20 protein-coding genes are annotated in these 24066 nt (G+C 68.3%); 19 read left to right on the top strand and 1 reads right to left on the bottom strand.

Annotated features, from left to right (window positions below; translation table 11 throughout):
* The first annotated feature begins 5 nt into the window (after positions 1–5).
* From AB4Y94_RS16995 to AB4Y94_RS16975, 5 genes are all read left to right on the top strand, one after another.
* Entirely contained in the window at positions 6–1151 is a 1146-nt protein-coding gene (locus AB4Y94_RS16995; protein WP_441729198.1) for an ABC transporter ATP-binding protein, read from the top strand.
* On the top strand, positions 1148–2959 hold the full coding sequence (locus AB4Y94_RS16990) for an ABC transporter permease (protein WP_441729197.1): 1812 nt from the start codon (positions 1148–1150) through the stop codon (positions 2957–2959). Before AB4Y94_RS16995 ends, AB4Y94_RS16990 begins: the two co-directional genes overlap by 4 nt.
* 47 nt (positions 2960–3006) lie before the next feature.
* Positions 3007–4110: an ABC transporter substrate-binding protein gene (locus AB4Y94_RS16985; protein WP_441729196.1), complete on the top strand. Its 1104-nt coding sequence runs from the start codon at positions 3007–3009 to the stop codon at positions 4108–4110.
* Positions 4111–4206: 96 nt separating this feature from the next.
* Positions 4207–5502, top strand: a complete 1296-nt coding sequence (locus AB4Y94_RS16980) for an MFS transporter (protein WP_441729195.1) — start codon at positions 4207–4209, stop codon at positions 5500–5502.
* A gap of 10 nt (positions 5503–5512) precedes the next feature.
* Positions 5513–6265, top strand: a complete 753-nt coding sequence (locus AB4Y94_RS16975) for an IclR family transcriptional regulator (RefSeq protein ID WP_441729194.1) — start codon at positions 5513–5515, stop codon at positions 6263–6265.
* Between the two features lie 15 nt (positions 6266–6280).
* Here the strand turns inward: AB4Y94_RS16975 and AB4Y94_RS16970 are convergent, their stop codons facing one another.
* On the bottom strand, positions 6281–7492 hold the full coding sequence (locus AB4Y94_RS16970; protein WP_441729193.1) for an FAD-dependent monooxygenase: 1212 nt from the start codon (positions 7490–7492) through the stop codon (positions 6281–6283).
* Positions 7493–7708: 216 nt separating this feature from the next.
* On the opposite strand from AB4Y94_RS16970, the gene AB4Y94_RS16965 reads away from it, so the two are divergent.
* The 14 genes from AB4Y94_RS16965 (at position 7709) to AB4Y94_RS16900 (ending at position 23867) form a co-directional block, all read left to right on the top strand.
* Entirely contained in the window at positions 7709–8950 is a 1242-nt protein-coding gene (locus tag AB4Y94_RS16965) for a CaiB/BaiF CoA transferase family protein (RefSeq protein ID WP_441729192.1), read from the top strand.
* Entirely contained in the window at positions 8950–9819 is an 870-nt protein-coding gene (locus tag AB4Y94_RS16960; protein WP_441729191.1) for an HpcH/HpaI aldolase/citrate lyase family protein, read from the top strand. The genes AB4Y94_RS16965 and AB4Y94_RS16960 overlap by 1 nt, the downstream gene beginning before the upstream one ends.
* Positions 9816–10664, top strand: coding sequence for a cyclase family protein (locus AB4Y94_RS16955; RefSeq protein WP_441729190.1), 849 nt, complete (start codon positions 9816–9818; stop codon positions 10662–10664). The genes AB4Y94_RS16960 and AB4Y94_RS16955 overlap by 4 nt, the downstream gene beginning before the upstream one ends.
* Complete coding sequence (locus AB4Y94_RS16950) at positions 10661–12070, top strand: MmgE/PrpD family protein (protein ID WP_441729189.1); 1410 nt, start codon at positions 10661–10663, stop codon at positions 12068–12070. Before AB4Y94_RS16955 ends, AB4Y94_RS16950 begins: the two co-directional genes overlap by 4 nt.
* Before the next feature lie 79 nt (positions 12071–12149).
* Positions 12150–13337 carry an acyl-CoA dehydrogenase family protein gene (locus AB4Y94_RS16945; protein ID WP_441729188.1) on the top strand — a complete coding sequence of 396 codons (1188 nt, stop codon included), beginning with the start codon at positions 12150–12152 and terminating at the stop codon, positions 13335–13337.
* Positions 13338–13342: 5 nt separating this feature from the next.
* A complete protein-coding gene (locus AB4Y94_RS16940) occupies positions 13343–14737 on the top strand; it encodes an MmgE/PrpD family protein (RefSeq protein WP_441729186.1) in 1395 nt (464 codons plus the stop codon).
* Positions 14734–15879, top strand: coding sequence for a citramalate synthase (locus AB4Y94_RS16935; RefSeq protein WP_441729185.1), 1146 nt, complete (start codon positions 14734–14736; stop codon positions 15877–15879). The genes AB4Y94_RS16940 and AB4Y94_RS16935 overlap by 4 nt, the downstream gene beginning before the upstream one ends.
* Positions 15876–17093, top strand: coding sequence for a CaiB/BaiF CoA transferase family protein (locus AB4Y94_RS16930; protein WP_441729184.1), 1218 nt, complete (start codon positions 15876–15878; stop codon positions 17091–17093). Before AB4Y94_RS16935 ends, AB4Y94_RS16930 begins: the two co-directional genes overlap by 4 nt.
* The gene (locus AB4Y94_RS16925) at positions 17090–17905 is read left to right on the top strand and encodes an enoyl-CoA hydratase/isomerase family protein (protein WP_441729183.1); all 816 of its coding nucleotides are present in this window, start codon (positions 17090–17092) and stop codon (positions 17903–17905) included. The genes AB4Y94_RS16930 and AB4Y94_RS16925 overlap by 4 nt, the downstream gene beginning before the upstream one ends.
* Positions 17906–17913: 8 nt before the next feature.
* Positions 17914–19380, top strand: a complete 1467-nt coding sequence (locus AB4Y94_RS16920; RefSeq protein ID WP_441729182.1) for an aldehyde dehydrogenase family protein — start codon at positions 17914–17916, stop codon at positions 19378–19380.
* Between the two features lie 76 nt (positions 19381–19456).
* Positions 19457–20233, top strand: coding sequence for an electron transfer flavoprotein subunit beta/FixA family protein (locus AB4Y94_RS16915; RefSeq protein ID WP_441729181.1), 777 nt, complete (start codon positions 19457–19459; stop codon positions 20231–20233).
* A gap of 11 nt (positions 20234–20244) precedes the next feature.
* Complete coding sequence (locus AB4Y94_RS16910; protein WP_441729180.1) at positions 20245–21213, top strand: electron transfer flavoprotein subunit alpha/FixB family protein; 969 nt, start codon at positions 20245–20247, stop codon at positions 21211–21213.
* A 2-nt stretch (positions 21214–21215) separates the two neighbouring features.
* On the top strand, positions 21216–22886 hold the full coding sequence (locus tag AB4Y94_RS16905; protein ID WP_441729179.1) for a cytochrome b/b6 domain-containing protein: 1671 nt from the start codon (positions 21216–21218) through the stop codon (positions 22884–22886).
* A gap of 18 nt (positions 22887–22904) precedes the next feature.
* On the top strand, positions 22905–23867 hold the full coding sequence (locus tag AB4Y94_RS16900) for a pseudouridine synthase (RefSeq protein WP_441729178.1): 963 nt from the start codon (positions 22905–22907) through the stop codon (positions 23865–23867).
* Positions 23868–24066: the final 199 nt, after the last annotated feature.

The raw sequence follows: 24066 nt of genomic DNA, 5'->3' as shown, positions 1-24066 counted from the left end.
AAATCATGAAAATCACCATCGAGAACCTCCAGCTGCGTTACGGCAAGTTCACTGCGATCGACAATATGCAGCTTGAGATCGGCGACCACGAGTCGGTCGTGCTCCTGGGCAAGTCGGGCTGCGGCAAAACCAGCACGATGCGTTGCATAGCCGGTCTGGAGGAGCCGACGGCCGGCCGCATCACCGTCGGAGACACCGTGGTCTTCGACGCTGAGGTAGGCATCAATATCCCGCCGCACAAACGCAACATCGGCATGGTCTTCCAGTCGTACGCGGTGTGGCCGCATATGACGGTCTTCGACAACGTCGCCTACTCGCTCAAACTGCAGAAGGTGTCCAAGTCCGAGATCAAGGAGAGAGTCTTCGAGACCCTCGAGCTGGTGGGCCTCGAAGCCTTCGCCGGCCGCGGTGCGAGCCTGCTCTCCGGTGGCCAGATGCAGCGCGTGGCACTCGCGCGCAGCCTCGTGATGCGCCCGTCCGTCCTGCTTCTCGACGAGCCCCTGTCCAACCTCGACGCTCGCCTCCGCGACCGGCTGCGGATCGAGCTGCGTGAGATCCAACTGCGCCTCGGACTCACCACCGTCTACGTGACACACGACCAGCAGGAGGCATTCGCCCTCGCCGACCGCATCGCGCTCATGCAGGACGGGATCATCGTGCAGATGGACTCGCCCAGCGGCATGTACACCCAGCCCGCGAGCTCATCGATCGCACACTTCCTCGGGGTCTCGAACGTGCACCCGGTCACGTCGAACCCGAACGGCCTGTACACCTTCGGCGGCGGCGTGACCACGCTTTCGACGTCGAACCAGCGCCCGGCAGCCGACGCGGCGGAGTTGCATTCCTGCATCCGCAGCGAAGATATCAAACTCGACCGTGCCGGCATCCCCGGGGTCAACAGCTGGCAGGGCATCGTGCGGGTCGCGAGCTTCCAGGGCAGCAGCATCCGCTACGCCGTCGAGATCGCTGACGGCACGTTCGACGTCGTCACACCACTCGCCTCGGCCGAGCGTTTCGCCGTCGGCGAGATGGTCTGGGTGACCGTCGACCCGTCGGCCGTGCAGGTCCTGCCGCAGCACGCGATCGGCACGCGCGTCGCCGCCGGGGCGATCGCTGAGTCCCGGGCCACCGCCGAAGTGGTGCCAGCATGACACTCAAGCCGGCGCCGGTGAGGACAGTGGACCTCTCGACGCGCTCGATCGCCGCCCGCCGCGGTGTCCAGAGCCCCCGCCCCGCCGCGCGCAACCGCGGACGCATCGCGCTGCAGCACCTCCGTCGCGAGATCCCGAGCTCGATCATCTGGATCGTACTGTTCTTCCTGATAGTGCTGCCGGTGATCTTCATTGTGATCGCCGCGTTCTCGACTGCCGTTCCGCGCCCGGGAAACACCGACCTCGGTACCTTCACCTGGTCGAATTTCGCCATCCTCGGCACGCCACAGGGCGTACAGAGCATCGTCAACTCCCTGGTCATCGGCGTCGGCGCCGGCATCCTGTCCCTGGTCATCGGCGCACTGCTGGCCTTCATCGCGGCGCGCAGCGACGCGCCCTGGAAGCGCTTCATCTATATCGCCGGCATTGCCCCGATGTTCCTGCCCGCGCTCGTCGGGGCCTTGGCATGGACAATCCTGGCCAGCCCGACCTCCGGTCACATCAATCTGTTCCTGCGCAGCCTCGGGCTGCCAGGGGAGCTCAACATCTACTCATACGGCGGCATCATCTTCGTGCTCGGCCTGTACTACGCGCCGTACACGTTCATGCTGACCTACAGCTCGTTCTCGATGATGAACGCCGACCTCGAGGAGGCCTCCGCTGTGCACGGCGCGAGCCTGCGTAGGATGTTCAGCACCGTCACCCTGCCGCTGGCCATGCCCGCGTTGGCCGGAGCCGCGATCCTCAGCTTCACGCTGGCGATGGAGAATTTCCCGGTCAACGCGATCCTCGGCAATCCGGCGGGTATCGAGACGCTGCCGACCTACATCTACCGCCTGATGGCCGGAGACCCCAACCCGAACGCGGCCGCCGGCATCGCTGTCGCGCTGACCGCGGCGATCGTGCTCATCACCTGGTTCCAGCAACGCGTGGTGAACAAGAGGAACTTCACAACGATGACCGGCAAGGGCAACCGACCCCGCCCGGTGCCGCTGCGCTGGGCGCGCTGGGTCGCGACCGGCTTCGCCGTGGCCTACTTCGCAGTCGCCGTTGCCCTGCCCGTCATCGCCCTGGTCTTCACTGCGATGTCTGACACGGTCTATATCAACCGCTTCAGCGACCTGTTCGGCGGGTTCACCTTCGACCGCATCAGCCAGGCGCTCAGCGGCGCCGACTTCCGCATCTCGACCGTCAACTCGATCGTCATGGCGCTGTGCGCTGCCGTCGTCGGAACGCTCATTGCGTTCATGTCGTCGTACGTGCGATACCGCAGCAAGTCCAAACTCGGCCAGTTCCTCGAGCAGGTCGCGATGTCTCCGCTGGCGATCCCGCAGGTGGTACTCGGCATGGGGATCCTCTGGGCCTGGCTCAGCCTGCCGTTCCCGGTCTACGGCACGATCCTGTTGTTGATCATCGCCACGGTCGCGGTGAACATGCCGCAGGGTTACCGCAGCGTCTCCTCCTCGATGCTTCAACTCGACGGGGACCTCGAGAACAGCGCTGTCATGCTCGGTGCCAGCCGGTTCACGGCAATCCGCAACGTCACCGTGCCGCTGATGCGCACCGGCATCGTCTCGACCCTTCTGCTGCTGCTCATGCTCGGCATGCGCGAGATGAGCGCGGTGCTTTTCCTCTACACGTCCGACACCCGCGTGCTCTCGATCCTCGTGTTCCACAGTTTCGAGAACGGCAGCATCAGCGCGTCGGCCGCCCTCAGCCTCGTCTTCGTCGCCGTCATCGCCTCGCTGGCGATCGCCACCCAGGTCATCGGGATGCGCGAGAAGCGCTTCAAGGACGCGTCACTGTGAGAGGCAAAGCCGCCTCTCCGCAACATCCCACCAGAAAAGGAAAATCCATGCGATTCAGATACACAGCAATTGCCTCCGCGGCAATCCTCGCGCTGGCCCTCAGTGCATGCTCCGGCGGCTCAGCCGGGAAATCGGTGGTAACCGCCGCCGACAAGGTTGAAGTCAAGGACGGTCTGGTCATCGACGGCGAGCTCATCGCAGACCAGAATACCTACGACGTTGCCAAGACGCAGACGTTGACCCTGTACACCGGGTACCAGGAAGCGAACCAGGTCGCATTCAACAATGCCTTCACCGCCGACACCGGCATCAAGGTCGAGTACGTGCGCGACGTCACGAACAAGCTCGCGGAGCGTATCCTGTCGGAATCCGGCGCCAAACAGCTCGGTGCTGACGTGATCATCACCTCGGACTACAAGGTCGCGAACAGCTTCTCAAAGGCCGGCGTGTGGGATCCGTTCACGCCCCTCCCGATCGCCGACGACGCCGACCTGCAGCATGATGACGGCAACTTCACCACGTTCGCCAGCCCGGCGGTCTCCTTCGCCTACAACACGCAACTGGTGGCGCCGGAGAACGCCCCGACCTCGTGGCGTGACCTGCTCGACCCCGCCAACGCCGGCAAGATCGGCATCACCTCCGGCACGGCCGGCGGTTCTTCGATCGCCCTCAACCGCTTCCTGCAGGAAAAGGTCGACCCCCAATTCTGGACGAAGCTCGCCGCGCTGAACCCGACGATCTTCGACAGCGGCGGACAGCGCCAGGAGGCACTGGCCCGTGGCGAGCTCAACGTGGCCACCGCTGGAACCGCGGCCGTCAACGTTGCGGTCACCCAGGACAACGCCCCGCTCGCACTCGTCGTCCCCGACGAGGGCCTGGTGCTGTTCAGCTTCTTCATCGGCAAGGTCGCACAGGCCAAGAACTCCGAAGCGGCTGAGGTTTTCATCAACTACGCACTCTCTGAGCGTGGCCAGTCGGTCATCTCGCAGGTCGGCGACTACGCCGCCCGCGCAGACGTCGCCCCGCCGGTCGTGGACGGCGTGAAGCTGCCCCGGCTCGACTCCGACAAGGTGTGGATGATGCCCGCTGAGAAGGAACTCGAGTTCGGCTCGGCCGACGCAGACGTCTGGAAGGCTGCCTTCGGACGCTAGTCCGAGCGGCATCTCACTCGGGAGCCCGGCCATCGGCCGGGCTCTCCGGGTTGCATTGCATTCCGCACCATTCATCTCTGCGAACAAGGCAGGCGCGTGACCCACGCCACTTCCTCCACACCGAAACGCGGCGGACCGCTCGGGGCCTTCCGGCACCGGGGGTATTCGATCTTCTGGGTCGGCGCGCTGATCTCAAGCACGGGCACGTGGCTGGGGAGCCTGACGGTGCCCTATGTGCTCTACCAGCACACCGGGAGCGCCATCTGGGTCGGTCTGGCCGCGGCGGCGCAGTTCGGGCCGGCATTCGTCCTCGCTCCGCTCGGCGGCTTCCTCGCCGACAACCATGACCGCCGCCTGCTGCTGTTGTGGACGCAAACCGGGCTCGGCGTCATCGCACTGTGGATGTGGCTGCAGTGGGCGTCAGGCTGGCACGATCCGCTTATCCTCATCGGCGCGGTGACACTGTTCGGCGTGCTGAACGGGATCAACAATCCAGCGTGGCAGTCGCTCGTCAACGACCTCGTGCCGCGGGAGGACCTGATGTCGGCGGTGACCTTCAACTCGCTGCAGTTCAACATCGCCCGCGCGGTTGGTCCCGCCATCGCTGGGCTGCTGTTGGCCTCCCTCGGCGCCGAGTGGGCGTTCTTCTTCAATGCCGTCTCGTTCGCGGTCGTTGTCGTCGCGTTGCTCTTCGTGCGTCAGTACCGCCCGCGCGCGGTCGGTCCTTCCGCCGGACGGTTCCTCGGCCAGTGGCGCGACGCGCTCCGCTACATGGCCCGAAGCCGGGCGATCATGCTGGCCATCGGGCTGTGCTGCCTGGTCGGCATATTCGGCAACCCGATCTTCACCCTCACCGTGGTCTTCGCCAAGGACGTCTTCAACACCGGGCCGATCGGTCTTGGCCTGCTCACCGCGGGCCTCGGTGCCGGGGCCGTGCTCTACGCCGTCGCCGGAACGCTGTTCGCGCGCAGGAAGCAGGAGTTCGGACGCCAGGTGGCCCTCGTGATGGTCGCCCTGGGAGTGGCGCTGATCGTCTTGAGCGTCATGCCGACGCTCGCCCTGGGCATCATTGCTGCCGTCGGGGTCGGGGCGGCGTTCCTGGCCGCGTTCGCGACCTTGAACACCGTGATCCAGCTGCGCGCGCCAGATCCGTTACGCGGCCGTGTGCTCGCAGCCCGGCACATGGTGTTCTCGGCGTCGATCGCGTTCGGCGTGCTGCTCGGCGGTATTCTCACAGAGCTCTGCGGTGTGCAGCTCGCGACGATCCTCTTCGGCGGCGCACTGCTCGTCGTTGCCGCAGCGATCCGGATGCTGCCCGGGCGCGGCTTCCCCCTGCTGGACAGCGACGACCGACCCGACCTGCCGCCCGCAGAATCGGATTCCCTCAACTAGAATGAGGCCTATGAGCGAGCCGACAGAACTCGACCAGCCTGCCTACCCGATCGGATCCGTGGACAAGGCGCTGCGCATGTTGATGCTCGTCGCGGAGAAGCCAGGGGGAGTGCGAATCGGTGATGCCGCCGGCGCCCTCGGCGTCGCGCCTTCGACGGCGCACCGGTTGCTGCAGATGCTCGCACTACACGGCTTCGCGAGCCAGGACCCGGCCACGAAGGTCTACCACCCTGGCGGGACCATCGCCCGGCTGACGAACCCACGCGAACGCACGCGGCAGGTGGCGTTACCCGTGCTCACCGGGCTCGTCGATGAGTTCGGCGAGACCGTGCACCTCAGCACCCTGGAGGGACTGTCGGCGCTCACACTGTTCTCTGTTGAGAGCCCGCACCTCCTCCGCGTCGGAGACCGCTCCGGCCATGTTCAGCCCGCGTACCTCAGCGCCATGGGGCGGGTGCTGCTCTCTGACCGTGACCCGATGGAGGTCGCCGCCTCGGTACGCGCCACCGGAGCCGATCTCGACGACGCAACCCAGGCCACGCAATCCGCCGAGATCTCCGCACGTGGTTACATGCTGCAACACGGCGAGGTGGAGGCGGGCGTCAGCGCCCTCGCGGTGCCCGTGCGCGGCACGACCGGGGGAATCGAATACGCGATCGGCATCACCTTCCCCACCGGGCGCATCGCATCGGGGCAGACGCCCCGGCTCGTGGAGTCGATGAAGCGGGCAGCGGCGCAGCTCGAAGATGAGCTGCGCCGCTGAGGCGGTTTCTGGCCGTCAGACCGGATACGAGCGCACTGCTGGAGCCTTGTCCAGCGGCATGAACATCCAGTCGAGGTTCGAGTAGTCCTTCGGGTCGTGATTCTTGAAGGTGAAGTTGCGCATGTTGCGACCGATCCCGTCAATGTGGAAGAGCTCGCCTGCCACGCGCGCCAGACGCTGGATATTACCGGCATGGGCCAGGCGGCGCTCCTGGTAATTCGCGAACGCCTTGGTGACGTCGTCAGTGGACAGCAGCGCTTCAGACATCGCGGCGGCGTCGTCAAGCGACTGGGCGCCGCCCTGTGCGAGGTACTGCAGCATGGCGTGGGCCGCGTCGCCGATGAGCGCCACTTTGCCGTCAATCCAGTTCTCGGCCGGTTCACGGTCGTACATCGGCCAGCGGATGTCGCGGCTCAGGTACTGGCCGGCGTTCTGCACTGCCTCGCAGCAGGCGGCGAAACGCATGTCGAGCTCCTCGGGCGTGCCCCAGTTCTCGTGGTCTGCCGAGTAGGCATCGGACTTGAACACGGCGACATTGTTGTAGACCTTGCCGCCGCGCAGCGGGTACTGGATCAGGTGCATGTTCGGGCCGAGCCAGCAGAGCACCGACGGGGACGAGGTGATGTCCTCGCCGACGACCTCGACCGGGACGGTGCCGCGATAGGCGACGTACCTGGAGGGCACCAGGTCGTCTTCGATGATGCCGGAGCGCAGGTTGGACCGCACGCCGTCGGCGCCGATGACGGCGTTGGCGAGATACTGCGTGCCGGCGCTGGTGGTGACCAGCACTGTGCCGTCTGCCTGGTTGACCGCCGAGGTGACCTCCTGGCTGTTCTCGAGCTGTACCAGGCCGCTCTCCTGGCAGCCCTCGAGCAGTGAAGCGTGCAGGTCGACGCGGTGCGCGACCACGTACGGGTAACCGTAGTGCTCGACGAACTCCGCGCCCAGGTCGATCGTGGCGATCGTCTTGCCGGTGACCGCGTCGATATAGACCTTGCGCTCGGGGTAGAAGGCGTCCTTGAGCACTTTGTCGAGAACGCCGAGCTTGTCGATCGCGGCGAGCGCGTTCGGGGCGAGCTGGATGCCCGCTCCCACTTCGCCGAACTCGGGGGCGCGCTCGAGCACGAGCACCTGCTTGCCCCCTCGTGCGAGTCCGAGTGCGGTGGCGAGGCCCGCGATGCCGCCGCCGGCGACGAGTGTGTCGACGTGGATGGGCTGGTCTGGCATGGTTCCCTGTCTCCTTTGGGACGGGCCTGGGGCGGTGTCGTCACAGGCGGTTAATTCTGTATAGAAGAATACGATTCGATATGACAGAATACAAACCTCACGCCGGATCCGTCAACCGGTGCGGGAAACACCTCTATCAGCCAGTGATAGGGCACGTTCCGTGGACAGCAAGCCCGGCTTACGCTGACCGGAACGTTCGAGAGTCTGGAGTCCACGTTGACCAACATCCCCCCTGCAGGCGCGACACCGGCCAGCACCCAGCCAGTCACGCGCAGCGGCCCCTTCGACGATCTCAAGGTCATCGACATCGCCACGCTGTTCGCCGGCCCGAGTGCCGCGACGATTTTCGCCGACTTCGGCGCCGACGTCCTGAAGATCGAGCACCCCACCCGCCCAGACGGTGCCCGCACGCACGGCAAAAGCAAGAACGGCACGGGTCTCTGGTGGCTCATGCTCGCCCGCAACAAGCGCACCGTCACGCTGAACCTCTCACACCCCGACGGCAAGGACATCTTCCTGGCGCTGGTGCGCGAAGCCGACATCGTCATTGAGAATTTTCGTCCGGGCACACTCGAGAAATGGGGCCTCGACTACGAGACGCTGAAGGCGGTGAACCCGCGACTGATCCTGGTCCGCGTGACGGGCTTCGGCCAGACCGGGCCGATGGCCCGCCGCCCCGCCTACGGCACGCTCGCCGAGGCGATGAGTGGTTTCGCGTTCTCGACCGGCCAGCCGGACGGGCCGCCCACACTGCCGCCGCTCGCCCTCGCCGACAACATCGCCGGCCTCGCCGCCGCGATCGCGACGCTGACGGCGCTGCACTCACGCTCCCGCACCGGCGCCGGCCAGGTCGTCGACCTCGCCATCATCGAGCCGATCCTGACCATGCTGGGCCCGCAACTGCTGGCCTACGACCAGCTCGGCCACATCACGCAGCGCGCCGGCAACCGCTCTGAGAACAACGCCCCGCGCAACACCTACCTCACCAGGGACAAGCGCTGGGTCGCCATCTCGTCGAGTTCGACGTCGATCGCCGAGCGCGTCATGCGCCTGGTGGGCCGCGGCGACATTGCCGCGCAACCCTGGTTCGGCTCCGGACTGGAGCGGGCACAGCGCGCCGATGAGATCGACGGTGCCGTGGCCGCCTGGATCGCCGAACGTACGATGGACGAGGTCATCGACGAGTTCGAGAGGGCCGAGGCCGCCATAGCGCCGGTCTACGATATGTCGCAGGTGATCGCCGACGAGCAGCTGAACCACATCGGTGCCATCGCCACGGTCGATGACCCCGACCTCGGACCGGTGAAGATGCAGAACATCCTGTTCCGCATGTCCGACACACCCGGAACAATCCGGCACACCGGGCGCGCACACGGCGCAGACACCCAGGAGGTGCTGGGCGAGCTGGGCTACAGCGCCGAGCAGATCGCAGGCCTGCGCGAGACGGGCGCCGTCTGATGCCCGCCCCCTGGGAACTGGCCCTGGCCTGGCTGTACGTTCCGGCCACCCGCCCCGACCGCTTCGCGAAGGCGGCGGCGATTGCCGACGGCGTCGTCATCGACCTCGAAGATGCCGTGCACCCGGCCGGGCGCGCCGAAGCCCGTGCGGGCCTCGCCGATGCGCTCGGCGCCGGCCTCGGCGTGCCGACTGTTGTTCGGGTGAACCCGCCGTCGTCACCCGACTTCGAGCTGGATGTGGCCGCGGTCACGCCGCTCGTGCTCTCCGGGGTGATCCTCGCGGTGCGCGTGGCCAAGGTCGACAGCGCGGTGGACGCCGAAATGGCGGCCGCAGCGACGTCCCATTGGGGCATCGACCGCCGCCTCATCTGCCAGCTGGAAACTGCCCGCGCCATCCGGGACGCCCACCAGATCGCCGCCGTGCCCGGCGTGCACTCGCTCATGCTCGGTGAGGCAGACCTGCGCGCCGACCTCGGGCTGCCCCGCGGCACCAGTCACGACGACGGGCTGGTTCTCGCGCGACAGAGCGTGGTGCTGGCGGCCCGCGCGGCCGGACTGCCGTCGCCGCTCGCGAGTGCGTTCGTCAACGTGACCGACCTCGACGGCCTCGCCGCCGACTGTGAACGCCAGCGCGCCCTCGGGTTCCTGGGCCGCAGCTGCATCCATCCGGACCAGGTGGACATCGTGCGCTCCACTTTCCTGCCAGCCTCCGCAGACGTCGACTGGGCCGAATCGGTTCTGGAACGCGCCCAGGGCATGAAGTCCGCCGGCAGCGGCGTCGCCACGCTGGCAGACGGCTCGTTCATCGACGCGCCCGTCATTCGCCAGGCCGAGACCATCTCGGCCCTCGCGGCGCGGGGCCTGCGATGAGCGGCGGCGCGGCCACTGGCGTGTTCGGCGGAATTCGCTCCAACGGCACCCGCCTCGAGATCGTCGACCTCGGCCACGTGCTGCACGCCGCGATCCCCACCTCCCCGAGCCATCCCGGCTACAAGCACGCGCTCATGCGCCGGCACGGCGACGCCGTGCGCGTGGACGGCACCTCCGGCGCCAACGACCTGCTCGTGCTCGGCACCCACACCGGGACCCACGTCGACGCGCTCGCCCACATCAGCGCAGACGGCCTGCTGCACGGTGGCGTGAGCGCCGACGATGCACAGCGCTCCGGCCGGTTCGCCTCACACGGCGCCGAGCAGATCGCTCCTGCCCTGGTGCCCGGCTTCCTGCTCGACGTTCCCCGTGCCCTCGGGGTTCCGCGGCTGCCCGGCGGCCATCCGATCAGCTCGGCCGATCTCTCCGCGGCCGCGGCGCTGCTGCCCGGCGGCGAGGAATCGATCCCGACGGGCGCCGCGCTGCTTGTGCGCACCGGCTGGGCCCAGCTCTGGGAGCAGGGCGCGAGCTTCGTGGGGCACGACTCGGGGGTGCCAGGGCCGGATGCCGAAGGCGGCACGTGGCTCGCCGCGCACCGGCCACGCTTCGTCGGCAGCGACACCACAGCGTTCGAGCACATCCCGGCGGGGGAGGGGCACGCCCGCCTCCCCGTGCACAAGATCATGTTGGTTGAGAACGGGATCCCGATCATCGAGATGCTCAACCTCGAGCCGCTCGCCGCCCACGGCGGCCTCGTCTTCGACTTCGTCATCTCCCCCCTGCCCCTGCTGGGCGCCACCGGGTCACCGGTGCGCCCGCTCGCCATCTTCGAGGTGACCGCATGACCGACACAACCACCCTCAGCGCCCGGCTCGCCGAGTTCGCCACCCGCACCGCAGCCGAGCTGCCCGACCGCATCGCCGCCGACTCCCTCGGCCGCATCACCGACACGATCGGCATCTCGATCGCGGCGATCGCTACCGGGCCGGTCCAGGCTGCTGTCGCGCTCGCCCGTGAGTGGGGCGGCAACACGCAGTCCACCCTGTTCGGGTTCACCGACCGGATGCCTGCGCCGGTCGCGGCGCTCGTCAACGGCACAGCCGCGCACGCCCTCGACTTCGACGACACCCACCTGCCCTCGATCCTGCACCCCAGCGCCTCGGCTGTGCCGGCGGCCATCGCCGCCGCTGAGGTGTCAGGCGCATCCGGACGCACGCTCCTGGCGGCCGTCGCCGCGGGCAACGAGATAGCGATCAGGCTCGGCAACGGGGCGGACGACCCGGAGCTGGGCAACAACGTGTTCTTCGAGCGCGGGCTGCACGCCACCTCGATCTGCGGCGCCATCGGCTCGGCGGTCGCAGCGTCCGTCGCCCTCGGCCTCGATGCGGTGGTCACCCGTCATGCGATCGGCATCGCGGCAAGCATGGGCAGCGGCATCCTCGAGGCGAACCGCAACGGCGGCTCAGTGAAGCGCATCCACTGCGGCTGGGCCGCCCACGCCGGCGTGACCGCCGCCCAGTTCGCCCGCCAGGGTGTCACCGCCCCCGACAGCGTTCTGGAAGGACGGTTCGGCTTCTTCAACGCGTTCACCGGACTGCACCCGATCGGTGACGCCTTCCTCGAGGGGCTCGGCGACGAGTGGGAACTCGACCGCTGCTTCGTCAAGCCATACCCCACGAACGTTTTCACGCACACCGGCATCGACGCGGCGATGCGCCTTGCCCAGCGCGGCATCGACGTCGACGCGATCGAGCGGATCGAACTGTCGGTGCCGATGGCGGTCACCCGCACGATCGCCGAACCGCGCGAAGCCAAGATCAACCCGGAGACCCCCTACCACGCCCAGTTCAGCGGTCCGCTGACCTTCGCGATGGCCTGGCGGGGCGGTACCGGCCTCGGGCTCTCCCTCGACGACTTCACCCAGGAGGCCATCGACGACCCGCTGGTGCGGAGGATCGCCGAGCGCGTCTGGTACCTGCCGGATGCCGAGGTCGAGGCACGCTACCCGCAGGCGCTGCCGACCTTCGCCCGCGTCTTCCTCACCGACGGCTCCGTCATCGAGGAGCGCGTGCTCGCCAACCTCGGAACAGTCGACCGGCCCCTCGCCGCCGAGCAGGTGCAGCTCAAATTCGACCTCAACGTCCGCGGCCTCAGCGGCGACACCGCGGGAGCACTCCGCGGTGTGATCGGCGCGATCCCAGCGGCCGGCAACGTGCGCGAGCTCCTCGCCGGCATGAACTGGGACAACTGAATTCCACCACGTGAGATCCGGCCTTCGCAATCCGGCGGACGTCGAGTTCTCTTGACACAACACTTCAAAGGAGATTCCCATGGCAGACCACATCGAGTCATCGGCGTTCAGCCTCACTGACGAGCAGCTTGCGATCCGCGACGCGATCGACGACCTGTGCCAGCCGTTCGACAACGAGTACTGGCGCAAACTCGACGCCGAGAACGCCTACCCCGAAGAATTCGTGAACGCCCTCTACGAGGGCAGCTGGATGAGCATGCTGATCCCCGAGGAATTCGGCGGAGGCGGGGCCGACATCCGGGACGCCGCTGTCGTGCTCGAACAGCTCGAACGCCGTGGCGCCCACGCCGGAGCCGCCCGCGCCGGCATGTACACGATGGGCGCGATCCTGCGTCATGGTTCGCCAGAGCAGAAGGCCGAATGGCTGCCCAAGATCGCATCGGGCGAACTGCGCCTGCAGTCGTTCGGCGTCACGGAACCCGACGCCGGCAGCGACACCACCCGCATCACCACTTACGCGGTACGCGACGGCGACGACTACGTCGTCAACGGCAACAAGATCTTCATCTCGCGCATCCAGCACTCCGACCTGCTGCTGCTCCTGACCCGCACGACCAAGCTCGAGGACGCCGCCAAGCCCACCGACGGCTTCACCGTGCTGCTCGTTGACCTGCGCACGGCCATCGCAGACGGCACGATCGTGGCGACACCGATCCGCACGATGGTGAACCACGAGACCAACGAGCTCGCCATCCGCAACCTGCGCGTGCCAGTGGCCAACCGCATCGGCGACGAGGACAAGGGCTTCAAGGTCATCATCTCCGGCATGAACTCTGAGCGAGTGATCGTGACCAGCGAGTACATCGGGGCCGGCTTCTACCTGCTGGGCCGAGCTGTGGAATACGCGAACGAGCGCGAGGTCTTCGGTCGCAAGATCGGGCAGAACCAGGGCGTGCAGTTTCCCATCGCCCAGGCCTATGCCAACCTGCAAGCCGCGTCGCTCATGCGCTGGCGCGCCGCCGAGATGTACGCGGCCGGCGAGAACCCGCGCTTCGAAGTGAACGGTGCCAAGCTGCTCGCGTCGCAGGCGCTGTGGCAGGCGGCCAACGCCGCATTCGACACCTTCGGCGGCTACGCGGCCGCCGAGGAGTACGGCATCGAGCGCAAGTTCCGTGAGGCGCGCCTGCCCTCGACCGCGCCCATCAGCAACAACATCGTGCTCGCTGGCATCGCCCACGGCACGCTCGGCATGCCGAAGTCCTTCTGATCACCGTGACTGACGCAACCATCGACGTCGGCGTCACCGAGGCGCTCGCCCTGTTCGCGGTCGGGGGGCTCTCGGAGGCCGATGACCACTCCGCCGCTGTCACGCGCGCGCTGCTGGACACCGTCGCCGTCGCCCTCGGCGCGGCCGGCTCCGACGGCGAGCGCATCCTGCGGGCGTGGGCGGGGCAGGAGGCCTCCACCGGTGTGTCGACGGTGTGGACCTCCGGCGGGACCGCCTCTTCGTCGGTGGCGGCGCTGGTCAACGGCACGGCGGCACACCTGCTCGACTTCGACGACGTGTCACCGTCGATGCCGCTGCATCCGAGCGCGGTCCTGATGCCCGCGCTGGTGGCCGTCGCCGAGGCCCGGGGCACCTCCTCCGGTCGGTTCATCGCCGCATACAACGTGGGGGCAGCCGTGTTCCGTGCGGTGTCCGAGCTGTTGCCGCAGCACGTCCACTACGCACGCGGCTGGCACACGACCTCCACCGTCGGCCGCCTCGCCACCGTCGCCGCCCTGGTGCGCCTCGTGGGTGCCGACGTCGAGACGGCGCGCCACGCACTCGGCATCGCCTCATCGCTGGCCGCGGGCAGCCGGCCCAACTTCGGCTCGATGACCAAGCCGCTGCACGCCGGGGCCGCCGCCCGCGACGGCGTGATGGCGCTCGAGCTGGCCGAGGCGGGATTCACCGCGAACCCCGAAGAGCTGGAGGCGCCCAGCGGGTTCCTCGAACGCTACGGTGACCCGGACGCCGCTCCGGTCGGGGATGCCGCTGAGACCCTCGCCGAGCGCCTCGACTACTGGGGCGATGCCTGGGTGGCGAACTGGGGACTCAAGCGCTACCCCAGCTGTTACGGCACCCACCGCGGCATCGATGCCATCCTGGAGCTGCGCGCCGCCGGCCCGTCCGTGTCACCGGTGCAGATCCGTGCCACCCTGCACCCGCGGGGCACCCGCCCGCTGCGCTCCGCACCGCCGACCACTCCGACGCAGGCCAAGTTCAGCCTCGAGTACACCCTCGCCGCGGCCTATCTGCGCGGACCCGTAACCCTCGCCGACTTCACCGACGAGGCTTTCGAAGACCCGTCGGTGCAGGATCTGATGCGCTCAGTCGTCATCGGCGAGAGCCCGGTGCCGCCGTTCGGGCCTGCCACGTTCAGCACCGGATATACGGTTGTCGAGATCACCTTCGCGGATGGCACCACCCGCTCCTCCCGCGTCGACGTCACGCACGGGCAGGCATCGGATCCGTTGACGGACGCCGAACTGCACGCCAAGTTCATCGACTGCTGTGTGGCCGGGGGATACCTCGGCCAGGACGCCGAGCGCGTTTTCACCGCCATCACCGCCGAGCCCGGCGCGGCATTCACGTCGACAATCCAGAAGAGGACCCTGCTATGACCAGAGGAAAGCCCAGCATCTCCATCCAGGAGGAGGGGATGCGTGAAGGCATGCAGATCGAAAGCGCCGACATCCCCGCCGCGGAAAAGGTGCGGTTGCTCGATGCCCTGTCGAAGACCGGCCTGAAGCGCATCATCGTCGGCGCGTTCGTCAGCCCGAAGTGGACGCCGCAGATGGCCAACGTCGAGGAGGTCATCGACGGCTTCACCCCCGAGCCCGGTGTGCAGTACACCGCGATCGTACTGAACCCGCGGGGCGCAGAAAGGCGCGAGGCCTACGCGCACAAGCTCACCCTGCCCGACCCGATGCTCGGTCGCAGCAAGATCCACCTCTGCGACGTCTTCGTCAAGCGCAACATCAACCGCAGCCAGCAGGGAGAGATCGACTCGGTGCCGCGCATCGTCGACGCCGCCAAGGCGGCCGGCGTGACCCGCGCCGAGATCAGCGTCAACGCTGCCTGGGGCTCGAACTGGCTCGGCGAGTTCGCGGAAGACGAGCGGATCCGACTGCTGCAGCTGCAGTACGACGCATGGACGGCCGCGGGGATCCCCGTCACCCGTATCCACATCGGTGACCCGATGAGTTGGAACACCCCTGCCGCCATGCGTTCCATGATGCGGCGCGTGCTGGCCACCTGGCCCGAGGTGCACGACTTCCACCTGCACCTCCACGATGCCCGCGGCATGGCCATGCTCTCGGCATACACCGCCATGCAGGAGCTCGACGAGCGCCACCACATCCTGATCGACACCGCCATCGGCGGAATGGGTGGATGCCCGTACTGCGGCAACGGCCGAGCGACGCGGATGATCCCGACGGAAGACTTCGCCCACCTGTTGGAATCCGAGGGCGTCCCGACCGGGATCAACCTGAAGGCCCTGATCGAGGCCGGAGTCATCGCCGAAGAGGTCGTCGGCCACGAACTGTGGTCGAAGGTCACCGCGGCCGGACCCCGGCCGACCGGGCATGACGTCTACGCGATGGACATGCCGTTCGTCGAGACGTTCGAGGAGGCCTCGCACTTCCGCCGGGACGCCTCGGTCTACGCGGGCGCACTGTCGCCGTGGCGCGATCCGGTCACCTCGGCCGTGCGCGATGAATATGAGGCGCGGTTCGCCGCGGAAGAAGGAGAGAGCGCATGAGTCGCGAAGGTTCGCTTTCCGGTATCCGGGTCATCGAGATCGGCACCAGCGTCGCCGTTCCCTTCGGCTGCCAGATCCTCGGTGACTTCGGCGCAGAGGTGATCAAGGTCGAGCGACTCGGCGGCGGCGACGAGGCCAGGAACTGGGCCCCGCTCACCCACGGCATCTCGGTCACATTCCTGTCGCTGAACCGCAACAAGAAGTCGGTCGTGCTCAACTACAAGGACGAGCGGGGCAAGGAGGCGCTCGACGAACTGATCGCCTCGGCCGACGTGCTGGTCCAGAATCTTCGCCCCGGCGCTCTCGCCGCGGCAGGGTTCACCTGGGAGCGCCTGCAGCAGCTCAACCCCCGGCTGATCTACGTCGAGATGAGCGGATACGGCCACACCGGGCCACGCCGCGACCAGCCCGCCTACGACGCCATGTTGCAGGCCTACTCCGGCATCGTTGCGATGACCGGCTCCGACGACGGCCCGCCCGCCCGTGTGCCGCTGTCGATGATGGACATGGGCACCGGCATGTGGCTTTCCCTCGGCGTCTTCGACGCCCTGCGCAGCCGAGAGCGGAGCGGTGTCGGCACCCACATCCAGGTGTCGCTCCTCCAGACGGCACTGGCCTGGGTGGGCACCCCGTTGATGAGCGTCGCCGCCGGCGGAGCCGTGCCGGAGCGCCTCGGCTCCGGGTTCCGCGGCAACGTGCCCAACGGTGCGTTCCCGGCATCCGACGGCCATGTGTTCCTTTCCGTCGGCAACAACGAGGCGTTCTATCGCCTGCTCGAGGCAATCGAGGCACCCCAGCTGAAGGACGAGCCCGAGTTCGCCGACAACATGGCACGGGTGAAGAACCGCAATGTGGTCAATGCCAAGCTCGGCGCGGCGACCTCCCGGTTCACCATGGATGAGCTGCTCGCCCGCCTCGACGCGGCGAGCGTGCCGCACTCGGCGGTCAACACGCTCGACCGTGTGCTGGTGGACCCGCAGGTCGTGGCGGTCGGCCAGCTCGGCACGGTCGAGCACGCGCAGCTCGGCGATGTGACCGTGGTGAACACGCCGATCACCTTCGACGGCGAGTACCTCCAGCACCGGCTCGCCCCGCCGGCGCTCGGCGCCGACACTGCGCCGGTACTGGCCAGCGTCGGTTTCGGCGAGGACCGGATTGGCGCGCTGCGTGCCGCGGGCATCATCGAGACCGGGAACGAAGGAGCGCAACTGTGAGTGACGCATCGAACGACGGCCTGACCCCTGGCGCCGCAGGCGAGGTGCTCTACGAGGTGAAGGGCCGCGCCGCGTGGATCACGATCAACCGGCCCGAGCGCAGGAACGCGATGAGCCGCAACACCGTCCGCGCCCTGACCGAGGCCTTCGTCGAGGCCGGTGAAGACCCGGAGGTCTGGGCCATCGTGATCACCGGCGCCGGCGACAAGGCGTTCTGCGCCGGCGGCGACATGAAAGAGATGAATGACATCGCCCAGGCCGGCCGCCAGGTGCACACCCCGATGACGGGCATGTACCGGGCGCTGCTGGAGGTGATGCTCGAGACCTACAAGCCGGTCATCGCCGCGATCAACGGGCACGCGCTGGCCGGGGGCTGCGAGATCGTGCTGGCCAGCGACATCCGCATCGCCGTCGAGGGCGCAACCATCGGGCTCACCGAAGCCAAGCGCGGCATGGGCGCGAACTTCGGCTCTGTCGTGCTGCCGCTGCTGATCCCGCGCGCGATCGCGATGGACATGCTCTACACGGCGCGCATGGTGCCCGTCGAAGAGGCCAAACAGCTCGGCCTGATCAACCAGGTCGTTCCCCGCGAGGCGTTCGAGACCGAGGTGCAGGCCTACCTCGACACGATCATCGCGAACTCGCCGGTGTCGTTGCGACGCTACAAGGAGATGGCCACCAAGAGCTGGGGCCTGCCGGTCGCGTCGGCGCTGAGGCTCAACGTGGGCCCGAACCCGTACACCAGCGAAGACCGTGCAGAGGGTGTGCGCGCTTTCATCGAGAAGCGCGCCCCCGAGTGGAAGAACAGGTAGGAGACGACATGGCGCTGCTTGATGCCCAGACCTGGACGGGCAATATCGCCGCGGGCGAATGGCTGCCCGGCGACGGCGCACCGCTGACCGTGCGCGAAGCCGCGACGGGCGAGGTCCTCGGGGAGCTCGGCGCGGCGTCGGTCGAGCAGGTGGCCGCCTCGGCCGCCCGCGCGGCCGTCGCCCAGCGGGCCTGGGCGGCCGTGACGCCGTCGGCGCGCGCGGCGGTGCTGCGCCGGGCCGCCGACATCTTCGAGCGTGACGCCGAAGAGATCACGGCCTGGATAGTGCGCGAGTCGGGCGGCACGTGGACCAAGGCCGGCAGCGAGGTCCTCGCCGCCATGGGGGAGTGCCGGGAGGCCTCGGCGCTACCCACCCACCCGCACGGCGAGGTCCTGCAGAGCAACAAGCCGCGCTGGTCGATCGCTCGCCGGGTTCCCGCCGGTGTCGTGGCCGTGATCGCGCCGTTCAACTACCCGCTGACCCTCGCTATCCGCTCCGTCGCCCCCGCGCTCGCCCTCGGCAACGCGGTGCTGCTGAAGCCGGACCCGCGCACCTCCGTGTGCGGCGGCGTGGCGATCCAGCGTGTCTTCGAGGAGGCGGGGCTGCCCGCCGGCGTGCTGCAGACCCTGCCGGGCGGCGCAGAGGTCGGCGCAGCGGTCGTGGGCGCCCACGAGGTGCGCATCATCTCATTCACGGGGTCGACCGCCGCAGGCCGCTTCGTCGGCGAGGCGGCGGCCCGCCAGATGAAACGCGCACACCTCGAACTCGGTGGCAACAACGCCATCATCGTGCTGCCCGGCGCTGACATCACCAAGGCAGCTGCCGCCGGCGCCTTCGGCTCGTTCATGCACCAGGGCCAGATCTGCCAGACCACCGGGCGCCATCTGGTGCACGTCTCGCAATACGACGAGTACGTCGCCGAACTCGCCCGCATCGCGGACTCGCTGCGTGTCGGCGACCCCTTCCGCGAGGACGGCGTACAGCTCGGCCCCATCATCGATGACCGCCAGCTCGCCGGCGTGGCCGCACTCGTGGCCGACACCGTCGCCGCAGGCGCCACGGTCGCAGCGGGCGGCACCTCCGATGGGCGTTTCTTCCGTCCGACCGTGCTCAGCGGCATGACGGCCGCGATGCCCGCCTGGCACGAGGAGATATTCGGCCCCGTCGCGCCGGTACTCGCCTATGGCTCCATCGACGAGGCGGTCGAGATCGTCAATTCGAGCGAGTACGGGCTGGCCGTGGGCATCCTGGGCGATGTCGGCACCGCCCTCACCGTCGCCGACCGCGTCGAGAGTGGCAAGGTGCACATCAACGAGCAGACCGTCGGCGATGAGGCCAATGCGCCGTTCGGCGGCGTGGGCGCGTCGGGCAACGGCGCTCGCTTCGGCGGCCCCACCGCCAACATCGAGGCGTTCACCGAGACCCAATGGGTGACGGTGCGCGCCGAGATCGAGCACTACGAGATCAAAGCATGACGACCGTGGACAAGCGGGGTGCGGGCGCGACGGGCAGCCCCCGGCCGCATCGGTTTCGCGTAAAAGGGAGAATGAAGTGAAGATCGTTGTTGTGGCCAAGGTCGTGCCGGACACCTACGGTGACCGCACGCTGAACCTCGAGACCGGTCTCGCTGACCGCGTCGCCGGCGAGTCCGTGCTGGACGAGGTCGGCGAGCGGGCGCTCGAGGTCGCGCTCTCCTACGCCGACACGAACCCCGGCACCGAGGTCGTGTTGGTGTCGATGGTGCCCGCTGGTGCAGCGGCGGTGGTGCGGAAGGGCCTCGCCATCGGCGCGGCATCCGCTGTCCAGGTCGTCGACGAGGCGCTGGTCGGCGCGGACCTGGGCCTGACAGCCGAGGTGCTCGCGGCGGCCGTGAAGCGCATCGGCTTCGACCTGGTGATCGCCGGCAACCAGTCCACGGACGGGTCGGGCGGCGTGCTGCCCGGGATGCTCGCGGAACTGCTCGACGTGCCGGGAGCCACGAACCTCAACGCCGTGACGATCAGCGAAACCGAGGTCTCCGGGTCGCGTGCGTCCGACGGCGCGACCGTGCAGCTGTCCGCGGCACTTCCCGCCGTGATCTCAATCACCGAGGCGCTGCCGGATGCCCGCTTCTCGACCTTCAAGGGCATCATGGCGGCCAAGAAGAAGCCGTTCGAGACCCTGTCGCTCAGCGACCTCGGCATCGATGCGGCCGACCCCAGCTGGGCGCGCTCCATCATGATCGGCCTCGCAGAAAAACCCCCGCGCGCCGCGGGGGTCACAATCATCGACGACGGGGCCGCGGGCGAGAAGCTCGCGGAGTTCCTCGTCCAGAACCGGCTCGCATAAGGGTGACTGTTATGACTAGTGCAACTGACCCGATTCTCGTCCTGCTCGACGTCACCGCCGATGGGGCGCTCGCCTCGTCCGCGGCCGGGCTGCTCGGCGCCGCCTCCGGTGTCGGAACGCCCATCGCCCTCGTGGTGTCTACTGCCGACGGTCTCGCGGATGCCGCAGCGGCACTCGGCGCGGCATCCGTGCTCGTCGCGTCTCCCGGTGAGGGCTTCACCGTTGCCGCCGTCGACGCCCTGGCCGCGGCCGCTGAACTGCTGCGGCCCGACGCGATCCTGGTGTCGCACTCCATCGAGGGCCGGGAGGTCGCCGGCCGCTTCGCCGCGCGCACCCGCTCGGCCATCGCCGTGGACGCCGTCGGGGTGGCCCGCGACGCCGAGGGCGTCACCTCGCAGCACTCCGTCTATGGCGGGGCGTACAACGTCAACGCCGCAGTCACGTTCGGCGCACCGGTGATCACGATCCGGCAGGGCTCCATCGACGCACGGGCGGTGGCCGTCGCCTCCCCGAGAGTGGTACCGCTGGACGTACCGGCTTCCGGGCGCAAGTCCGCCGTCGCCGGCGCGATCGACGCCACCGTCGTGACGTCGACCCGGCCCGAACTCCGGGGCGCCGCCAAGGTCGTCTCCGGCGGCCGCGGGCTTGGCTCCGAGGAGCAGTTCGCGCTGGTGGAGCAACTCGCCGATGTGCTCGGCGCCGCGATCGGCGCGTCCCGCGCCGCGGTCGACGCCGGCTTCATTCCCCAGGCGCACCAGGTCGGCCAGACCGGTGTCTCGGTTTCGCCACAGCTCTACGTCGCGCTCGGCATCTCGGGCGCGATCCAACACCGTGCCGGCATGCAGACCGCCAAGACGATCGTCGCGATCAACACCGACGCCGACGCCCCGATCTTCGGCATCGCAGACTACGGGGTCGTCGGCGACGTTTTCACCGTGGTGCCGCAGCTGATCGCCGCCCTCGAGGCGCGGAAGGCCTAGCCATGGCAACGTACACGCAGGCACTCCGCCGCGGGCTGCCGCGCCGGCCCGGCGGGGAGCCATGGCCTCCCGCCGGCGACGCCCCGGCCCCGGGTGTCGACTCGTTGGCCACGGATGCCGTGGCGTTCGCCTCGGTGCCGGTGGGGACCACTCCCGAGGTGGTTCCAGTCGTCGTGGCCGATCCTCCGCCTGCATCCTCGCCCGTGGTTGCGGCTGGGGTTGCGGCTCCGGCGGCTCAACCCGTGGCCACGTCGATCCGCCGCGGCCTGCCCCGGGTGGCCGGTGGTGATCGGTGGCCCGCCGCATCCGTCGCCGGGACCAGTTCCCAGTACCCGGTCGCGACCACTGCGTCCGTCATGGCGGCGAAGGTCGCACCCGCCGAGGTTCTGGTGGCGCCGGCGGTTCCCGCTGACCCGACCGTGGCACCCGCTGCCCCGGCCGCCGCCGCGGTTGCCGGCGCCGGCGCCACGCTGCGCCGCGGCCTCCCACGCGTCGCCGGGGGAGACCCGTGGCCTCCCGTCGGTTTCGTCCCCGCCGGCAGCGCGGGGCAGGCTCCCGCGCCAGCGCCCGCCACCGAGGCGGTGGCGACTCCTGTCGTGCGTGAACCCGTCGTCGCCGCACCCGTCGTCGTGGAGGTTCCGGCCGCACGGCCCGTCGTCGTCGAGACGCTCCCGCCTGCGGCAGCCGCTACAACCGCCCCGCACACCCCTGCCCCCCATACACCTGCCCCCCACACACCTGCCCAGCCCACACCCGCCACGGGCGAGAAGGGCCTCGGCCGCTTCACGCGACGGCAGTGGATGGTCGGGGTCGCCCTGGGCAGCGGATGGCTGATCGTGCTCGCCGCGCTGCTCGTGCTCGGTGTGCGCTGGTTCCTCGACCTCGACATCATGCAGGATTTCCTCACCACATACCCCGGCGAGTACCAGTTGCCAGGGGGCGCCCCGGTCGGGTTTCCCGCGTGGCTCGGCTGGCAACACTTCTTCAACGTGTTCCTGATGGTGCTGATCATCCGCTCGGGCCTGCAGGTGCGATCCGAGAAGCGGCCGAACGCATTCTGGACGCCGAAGAACGGCAGCAGGGGCAAAATCAGCCTGACGCTGTGGTTCCACCAGTCGCTCGACATCCTGTGGCTGGTGAACGGACTGGCCTTTGTCGTGCTGTTGTTCGTCACCGGTCAGTGGATGCGCATCGTGCCGACGAGTTGGGACGTGTTCCCGAACGCGCTGTCTGCGGCCCTGCAGTACCTCTCGCTCGACTGGCCGGTCGAGAACGGCTGGGTCAACTACAACGCGCTGCAGCAGCTCGCCTACTTCACGACGGTGTTCATCGCCGCGCCGCTGGCCGCCATCACGGGCGTGCGCATGTCCGGTCTCTGGCCGAGCAGGGCCAAGGCGCTCACCAGGGCCTACCCGGTTGAGTGGGCGCGGGCCGTGCATTTCCCGGTGATGCTGTATTTCGTCCTGTTCATCTTCGTGCACGTGGTGCTCGTGATCTCGACCGGCGCCCTACGCAACCTCAACCACATGTACGGCGGCCAGGACGCGGGCAACTGGGTGGGCTTCTGGATCTTCGCCGGGTCGCTGATCGTGATCGCCGCGGGCTGGGCGGCCGCCCGGCCGCTGGTGCTGGCGCCGATCGCCGGCCTCATGGGCAAGGTCAGCGCGCGCTAGGAGCCGGCCGGCCAGCGAGTGGGCATCGCCGACGGCACGTACGATCAGGTGGTGCCTCCACGTTCTCCGCTGCCGCAACGACTGGGACTGGATGCCGCCTGGATACGCACCCCGGATTTTGACAGCGCGCAGCCGTTTCCCTGGCCGACGATGGGTGATTGGATCGGCGCGAAGCTCTCGGAGTTCATCGACGTGCCCGCCTTTCTGGCCGAGGAACGATTTGTCTACGAGGATGGAACACCGGCAGACGGGGGCGACGTATACCGACCGCACACCTTCGTCTGGTTTCATCGAGACCTTTCCAGCGAGACATTCGTGCCCGGGCAGATTCATATCGTCCACCGCGATGAGCGGATCGTCGTGATCGACAAACCGGCCTTCCTCTCGACGATCCCGCGCGGCCGGCATGTGCAACAGAGTGTGGTGGTGCGCCTGCGCGCCGATTTGGGCCTGCCCGAACTGTCGCCACTGCATCGCCTGGACCGGGTGACGTCGGGGCTGCTGATCCTCGCCACCGAGAAGCGTTGGCGGGGAGCCTACCAGACGATGTTCCAACGTGGGGAGGTGGGAAAGACCTACCATGCGCTTGCCCCGCATCGGCCGGACCTCGACCTCCCGGCCACCGTACGCAACCACCTCATCAAGCATCGCGGCCGGATGCAGGCCGAGGTGGTGCGGGGCGCTCCGGCCAACGCCGAGTCGTTGATCGAACGGGAATCCGTGCTGTCAGCCGATACGGCGATCTACCGGCTGACGCCCCGCACCGGGCGCACCCACCAGTTGCGGATGCATATGCTCGGCCTCGGCGTTCCGATTATCGGCGACCCGCTGTACCCGGTGGTTCAGGATGTCCCGGTGCACGATTTCACCACCCCGCTGCAACTCCTGGCCAGCCAGGTGCGGTTCAGCGATCCCATCGACGGGGGAATGCGCCAATTCGACAGCGTCCGCAGGCTTCCACTCCAGGGCGAAGCTCGCTAGCGCGGATCGGGGTTCCGAGGCGCCGCCCATGATGATGGAGTTCACCGGGCTACCGCGACGGAGTCGAGGAACTGCGTGAGCTTCTGGGCGATGGTTGTCGACTGGGTCCAGTGGAGGTAGTGGCCGCCGTCGAGTTCGACGAGTTCACCGTGATCCCGGTTGCTGAGTTGGGCCTCGTGGAGTTCTCGCCATCGTGGCT

The organism is Glaciibacter sp. 2TAF33 (assembly GCF_052114945.1).
In the GTDB taxonomy this organism is placed as follows: Bacteria; Actinomycetota; Actinomycetes; order Actinomycetales; family Microbacteriaceae; genus Cryobacterium.
Note: the sequence above shows the minus strand (reverse complement) of the source record. Positions and strands in the feature narration are given on the sequence as shown.

Excerpts from the sequence above, each read along its gene's own strand:
- AB4Y94_RS16995 (WP_441729198.1), top strand. The coding sequence starts at position 6 with ATGAAAATCACCATCGAGAACCTCCAGCTGCGTTACGGCAAGTTCACT.
- AB4Y94_RS16990 (WP_441729197.1), top strand. The coding sequence starts at position 1,148 with ATGACACTCAAGCCGGCGCCGGTGAGGACAGTGGACCTCTCGACGCGC.
- AB4Y94_RS16985 (WP_441729196.1), top strand. The coding sequence starts at position 3,007 with ATGCGATTCAGATACACAGCAATTGCCTCCGCGGCAATCCTCGCGCTG.
- AB4Y94_RS16975 (WP_441729194.1), top strand. The coding sequence starts at position 5,513 with ATGAGCGAGCCGACAGAACTCGACCAGCCTGCCTACCCGATCGGATCC.
- AB4Y94_RS16970 (WP_441729193.1), bottom strand. The coding sequence starts at position 7,492 with ATGCCAGACCAGCCCATCCACGTCGACACACTCGTCGCCGGCGGCGGC.
- AB4Y94_RS16960 (WP_441729191.1), top strand. The coding sequence starts at position 8,950 with ATGCCCGCCCCCTGGGAACTGGCCCTGGCCTGGCTGTACGTTCCGGCC.
- AB4Y94_RS16955 (WP_441729190.1), top strand. The coding sequence starts at position 9,816 with ATGAGCGGCGGCGCGGCCACTGGCGTGTTCGGCGGAATTCGCTCCAAC.
- AB4Y94_RS16950 (WP_441729189.1), top strand. The coding sequence starts at position 10,661 with ATGACCGACACAACCACCCTCAGCGCCCGGCTCGCCGAGTTCGCCACC.
- AB4Y94_RS16945 (WP_441729188.1), top strand. The coding sequence starts at position 12,150 with ATGGCAGACCACATCGAGTCATCGGCGTTCAGCCTCACTGACGAGCAG.
- AB4Y94_RS16935 (WP_441729185.1), top strand. The coding sequence starts at position 14,734 with ATGACCAGAGGAAAGCCCAGCATCTCCATCCAGGAGGAGGGGATGCGT.
- AB4Y94_RS16930 (WP_441729184.1), top strand. The coding sequence starts at position 15,876 with ATGAGTCGCGAAGGTTCGCTTTCCGGTATCCGGGTCATCGAGATCGGC.
- AB4Y94_RS16920 (WP_441729182.1), top strand. The coding sequence starts at position 17,914 with ATGGCGCTGCTTGATGCCCAGACCTGGACGGGCAATATCGCCGCGGGC.
- AB4Y94_RS16910 (WP_441729180.1), top strand. The coding sequence starts at position 20,245 with ATGACTAGTGCAACTGACCCGATTCTCGTCCTGCTCGACGTCACCGCC.
- AB4Y94_RS16905 (WP_441729179.1), top strand. The coding sequence starts at position 21,216 with ATGGCAACGTACACGCAGGCACTCCGCCGCGGGCTGCCGCGCCGGCCC.